Here is a 6,001-nt window from a genome sequence, read left to right on the forward strand (position 1 = left end):
CCGTCAGTATGAATTTCTGTCGTTCCTGTTGGCGCAGATCAGCATCCCGCTGAGTATGTAGCGATGTGATTAAAGGCTACGGCACTATCCACCGATCTCAATCTGTCACTCAAACCACCTCTCAAACCACCTCTCAAACCACCTCTCAAGCCACCCCTCAATCCACCCCTCAACCCACCCCGTTCGCGTGGCGGCTTTTGTTCCCACGCATCAGCTTCAACACACTTTCACCGAAGGCTTCCGGCCGCCCTTCGAAGCAGCGCTGCACCGCCTGCGTATCGATCAGGCGTTGGCGCAGCGCCGTGCGCTCGTCGTGCTGGTCGATCATCCGCACGGCTGCGATGATATAAGCCTCGACGCTGTCGGTAGTGATCCACGACGGCATGCCCACGCGCTCGAACAGCGCGCCGTCGATTTGCTCGAACACCTCTGGACCACGCTTGCAGACACCGGGCAAGCCGAGCGTCAATGCATCGACAATACCGTTGGTGTTGCCGAACGGAAACGGGCTGAGGAACAAGTCGGATTCGTTGACGCGCGCCAGATACATCGCGTAGTCGTGAAAGTCGTGAACGACGGCGCCCGGCAGCGCACGCGCGATGACGTCGCGCAGATGGTCGAACGGCAAACCTGACGGCACACCGCTCATGAAGTGAAACTCGACAGGCGTCGCGGCCCGCTCGCCGATTGCGCGGCACGCATCGAGAAAGCCGGGATTGAGCTTCATTGCGCTGGCCGTGATCACGACCTGCAGCGTCTCGCGCGGCGGCGGAATCCGCGCGACGATGTCCGGCAGCGCGACAGACGGGCGGTACGGTTGCCCGTCTTTTGGCAGCTTCATCAGTGGTTCGCTGAAGCAGGCCGGGTCGCCGACATAATCCTCTTCGACGCTGATGTAGTCGATCTTGTCGGAATGCGTGGTGGCGGGATGGCCGAGCGCTGCGATCTGCAGCGGCGCGACGCGCAGGTTGGACATGAACACCGTCAGCACGAACATGCCGACGCTCGGCATGTACAACACATCGGGCCGCTCGGCCTCGGCGAAGTCGCGGATCGTCTTCAGGCACTCGCCGATGTAGTCCGGCTGCTCCAGTTCGATGAAGCGGTCGAAGATATTTCGCCCCACGTCGTCGACGGCGTAACCGAAGCCGAAGCCCACCACTTCGAAATGTTCGCGCGCGGCTTCGAGCGTGCGCGAGTGCGTGCGGTAGATCGAATGCGCGCCGCTGAACCACTCCAGCACGACCGCCATCACGGGCTTCCTGCCGCGCCGCGGTTTGCCTTTGGCCGGCGTGCGTGTTGGCGTGGGCAGATCGGTCAGACCGAGTTGTTCCAGCTTGCGACGCACCAGCACATTGATGTCCTGTTTGATCGCATGCCGCCGCGGCGTATCGGCATAGCTGCAGAACATATAGGCGTTGTGCAGGACGGCCGAAGGCAGATCGTCGAGCTCGCCGATTTGCCGCAGCTTGCCGGGCAGCCATTCCAGCAGCGCCTCGCGCTTGAGATGCGCGCTCGGCGAGCCCTTGAACACCGGGGCCAGCAAAACGAGCGCGAGACAGGCCGCGAGAGTTTTGTCGTACGCCCAGAGCGCGGCGAAGTCGAGTTCCAGTTCCGACTCGGTCGAATAGAGCACGCATAGCTTCTCGATGAAACTATCTCCCGGCAGGAATTGCGCATCCGCCGGGCCGCGCGGATTCAGATAGCGGGCGACATGGTCCGCATTGCCTGACGGCGTGGCTGAGAACAGCACACCGAGCCATTCATGCAGTGTGAGAAACAGCCTGAAGCACTCGGTGGGCAGCCGGAAGTCCGGGTCGGCGAACAACGTCGACACGGCACTCGTCAGGCGTGTGCAAAAACGCCGGCGTTGTTCTTCGGGAGACAGGTCGGTCATGCCCGACGCCTGGAAGCTTGCGTCCAGTTCGCCACGTGTGTGTTGCAGGCGTGCGAGTGCGGCAATCAGCTGGACCGAGGCCAGGGCATGCTGTTGTGTATAAACGAGCTGCTCGAAATGGTCGAGCGAAAAGGTGGGTTCCATCGTTTGACTTTTGTTAGATATGCAGGACTAACGATATCGAGATGACGCTAGCCGGAAACGATGATTATTGCAGTCAGGGCGTATCAAATAAGTCTGGGATGGGGGATTTAGGAAAATTCCGTGCGGGGAAATCTGATCGGCCTGTGGGATTGTTGTGTTTGAGTGCGGGATTTATGCAATGTCGGGAAGGGTGTGCTCAGGTGCTCAATCAAACCCGTCCGGCGCCGTTGTCTGCAGACGGCCCTCAGAAATCCGGCATAGTCGGCAATTCGCACGATGGATCCTCGGGTATCAAGCCCTCAGAACGCGTAGTACGGACCCGAGCCGGCCGGGGTCGCGCGCGACGCGATCGCCGTATAGACGCGTCGTCCGAAAAAGAACGGCAGGCCCCAGCCGAAGCCATTGCTGACAGCCCCAGCCAGATTGTTGAACGCGTTATTCGTCGACGCGAACAGCGCGCGCGAATTGCCGACCGCGAACGACACCGTGTTCGACACGCCGTCGACACCGGTGATCGAGGCGCTTGCTGTTTGCGTCGAGCCCGGGCAATACCAGTAACCGCATTGCGGGAATTGGCTACTGCTGAAGAACAAGCCATTCGAGCCGCTGTCGATATAGCTCTGTGCATAAGTCTGGCCGGCGCTGGTGGTGACCACCTTCCCGGTAACCTGATTTGCCTTGACCACGCTTGCGCCGTCGAGCGTGTTGTTCGCCTGGGTGCCGATGCCGAAGATCATCGAGCCTGACACGCTTGCCGCGCCCCCATCGGCGATGGCCGGCAGGTCGATCACCACGCCGTTGTTGTCGAGCGCGAAGCGGCTGACCGGATTGGTCACCTGCTGTGCAAGCGCCTGCGTACTCGCGAGGCAGGTGCCGCTGGCATCGCAGCTGTAATACCAGCGGGGCAGTGCTGCATTGACGCAACCGCTGCCGCAGTCGGCGGCGAACAGGCCGACGCCGAGAATGCCGTTGGCGTACGGTTGCGAGCCGGTCAGCATCGACGGGCCAGAACTGGCGCAGTCAGTTGGCACATTGGGCAGAGCAGGGTCGGCGATCAGCTGGATCGGAATCGAGGCGGCCAGTTGGCCTGCCATCCGCACGTCGGCGCTACGCACCGCCCCCCAGGTATAGCCGCTGCCGAATACCGCGCACTGTCCCGTCACGCCGCTGCCCGAACCCACCGCTGCGAGCGTGAGGCTGGGCGGCAACGCGGAAGCGAGAATCCGCAAGCCGTGCGAGCCGGTGTCGACCTGAATATTGTCGATCGTCGCACAGTTGCTGGTGCCCGGCTGGCAGACCGTGACGCTGGTGGTCAGCATGTTGCGCGTCAGGCCCGGCGCGGCGCTGACCGTGATCGGCTGGACGTTTGGCGTGGTCGATTGCGGTAGGGACGTGGCCGTGCCGGACACGCCGCCTGCGGAGGGCGCGCTGACGCCAGACGAGCCCGCCGCGCTCGGATTGCTGGCCGGGCTGGCGGCGCCTGCCTGAGAAGAGGCAGTGCCTTCGCTGCCCCCACCGCCGCAACCGGTGATGAGTGCCGCGCAGACGATGAGCAGGGCATGGAAACGGGAAAGAGTCTTCATGATGACGTCGGCAATCGATCGTGGAGGCGTTTTCTGGAGGGCTTGCGCGCGGGGTTAGCGAAAGTCGGCGGCCGTGACGCCAGGCGGCAAGGCCGCCGGCAGCCATGCGCGTCCCATGTAGCTGCGCATCGGGCCACCTGATTCCACGATTACATCCGGGCGGACCACCCGCGAGGCGTGCAGGTTGCCGTCCGGCATCGCCGTGGCGGCGCCGCTCCGGTAGGAGTCGGCGTACTTGCCGAGCAACGCGCGCAGATCCGGCATGGTGGGACCCTGCCACGTGTAGGCGATGATCCGGCCGGTATTAGTCGCGTATTCGTTGATGGTGGTGTCGCCGGCATCGGTCGACGTGCGCAGCCGTAAGGCGCCGTTCAGCAGGGTTTGCGGCGCCGCGGTGGTCGAATCCGCCTGGCTGGGCATCGTGCCGCCCAATTCGGCGCGGGCATCGGCACTGACGCATAGAGACACGGCCACCATTGCCGAAGCAGCGATGGCGGATAAAAAAGAAGGATTTGGCATGGCTACCAGGCTCGCGGTTGGCGCGTTCAATCTTTATTGAGACGTCCAATTCAAGATAACACTCAGGTTTCCTGATCGATGTCAGGTGCGGCGTTCGGCGATTCGGGTAATCTCGAAAATAGCGTGGCGATGCACTGGAAAGTGCCTTTTAAAACAATGATCTGACAATGAAGTAGGGCATCCCTCACTATCGATTGGGAAGTGTTGTGGATTGTTAAATCCGCGGTCTGCGGAGAGGGGCGTCATAGTCGCGCGGGACGCTTTTCCACACCCGGCGGCTCGCTGGACCGTGGCGATCAAGCGGCTTTCACGGTCAGTCGGCGCACCGCGCGTTTTGCCGGCCGGGGGCTGCTCAATCGACGGGCAAACCCCAGTTTTTGCACATGTGTCGCCGGGATCGGTAAAATGTTGGGTTGATCCACGGAAACTTGCCGTGGCGTAGCGGAAGGATTCCCCGAACATGACTGATCTTCGTCTTACCAAGCGGTTTGCAGTAATGCTGATGGCAGGCGGTCTGGTCGCCGGCTGCGGCACCTCGTCGCCGACCAAAATCGACTACAAAAGCGACTCGAAGTCGAAGCAAGTGTCACTTGCCGTACCGCCGAACATGATCGATGAGACGTCCGATCAGCGTTCGTTGCCCCCGCAAGGCGGCGAAACCTCGCTGTCCACGCTCCAGCAGGTCCAGGCGCAAGCCCCGGCCGCCAACACCCTGACGGTGGTGCCGCAAGTGAACGGCATGCACATCCAGCGCGACGGGACGGAAAGCTGGCTCGTGATCGACAACAAGGCGCCCGACCAGGCATGGGCGCAGATCCGCCGTTTCTGGCAGGAACAGGGTTTCCTGCTGGTGGTCGACCAGCGCGACAAGGGCGTGATGGAAACCGACTGGAACGAAACGCACGCACAGATCAACGACGGCCTGATCCGCAACACGCTGTCCAAGGCAATGGGCAACAGCTATGTGAGTTCCGAGCGCAACAAGTACCGCACCCGTCTCGAAACGGCGCCGAACGGCGGCACCTATGTGTTCATCAGCCAGAAAGGCATGCGTGAGGCCATCACCGGCACGAACAACGATTCGACCCAGTGGCAAGCCAAGCCGAACGATCCGGGTCTCGAACAGGAGTATCTGAAGCGCTTGATGGCAGCGCTCGCACTCGCCGATTCACGCGCGAAACCGGCCGATACGCAAAGCGCCGAACTCTCGCCGGCAGGTGCGCAAGTGGCGCCGAACGCGGCTACGTCGGGTGCGAAGTCGGCGGCTGCTGCCACGGCGGCGCAAAACGTCGCACTGTCGGCGCAATCGCCCATGCCGGATGACTCGGCGAACACTACGTCGGCACAGTTGTCGTCAACCGAGCTCACGCTCGGCGAGCCGTATGACCGTGCGTGGTTGCGCGTGGGCCTCGCGCTCGACCGCAGCAACTTCACCGTCGACGATCGCGACGCGACGCGCGGTTTGTATTTCGTGCGCTACGTCGATCCGAAGGACTTGACGTCGGCAGAGCAGGGGTTCTGGAGCCAGGTATTCCACGGCAAGAAGGAAAAGGTCGCCAAGCAGTATCTCGTGAACGTGCGCGCGGTGACCCCGAACCAGACCCGTGTGGCCGTGGTCGACGACAAGGGCGGTATTGATCAGACTCCGCAGGCCAAGCAAATCATGAGTCTGATGGCTGACCAGTTGCACTGAACGAAGTTGTAGCAAGCAGCGAATGCTGTCTGAAAACCCGCCCGGAAGGCAATCCGGGCGGGTATTTTTACGCCTCGTCTCCTCCGTCGCCGCGGCACCCGCAAGCCATGAAGACCGTCATCGTACCGCGCACGTGTTTTGCTTATGTCTAAAACACCGGTATGA

Annotated in this window: 4 protein-coding genes; 1 reads left to right on the forward strand and 3 read right to left on the reverse strand. The window is 62.0% G+C overall.

Annotated features, from left to right (window positions below; all coding sequences use genetic code 11):
• Positions 1 to 169: 169 nt before the first annotated feature.
• From QOC89_RS16545 to QOC89_RS16555, 3 genes are all read right to left on the reverse strand, one after another.
• Complete coding sequence (locus tag QOC89_RS16545; RefSeq protein ID WP_323045995.1) at positions 170 to 2,041, reverse strand: glycosyl transferase family 1; 1,872 nt, start codon at positions 2,039 to 2,041, stop codon at positions 170 to 172.
• A 299-nt stretch (positions 2,042 to 2,340) separates the two neighbouring features.
• Positions 2,341 to 3,624: a DUF3443 domain-containing protein gene (locus tag QOC89_RS16550; RefSeq protein WP_323045996.1), complete on the reverse strand. Its 1,284-nt coding sequence runs from the start codon at positions 3,622 to 3,624 to the stop codon at positions 2,341 to 2,343.
• Between the two features lie 54 nt (positions 3,625 to 3,678).
• Positions 3,679 to 4,143 (reverse strand): DUF2844 domain-containing protein, encoded by a 465-nt coding sequence (locus tag QOC89_RS16555; protein WP_323045997.1) that lies wholly within the window; start codon positions 4,141 to 4,143, stop codon positions 3,679 to 3,681.
• A gap of 460 nt (positions 4,144 to 4,603) precedes the next feature.
• Here QOC89_RS16555 and bamC point away from each other — a divergent pair, with 460 nt between their 5' ends.
• Positions 4,604 to 5,836, forward strand: a complete 1,233-nt coding sequence (bamC, locus tag QOC89_RS16560) for an outer membrane protein assembly factor BamC (RefSeq protein ID WP_323045998.1) — start codon at positions 4,604 to 4,606, stop codon at positions 5,834 to 5,836.
• Positions 5,837 to 6,001 lie beyond the last annotated feature (165 nt).

Source organism: Paraburkholderia sp. (assembly GCF_034668105.1).
Lineage (GTDB): Bacteria > Pseudomonadota > Gammaproteobacteria > Burkholderiales > Burkholderiaceae > Paraburkholderia.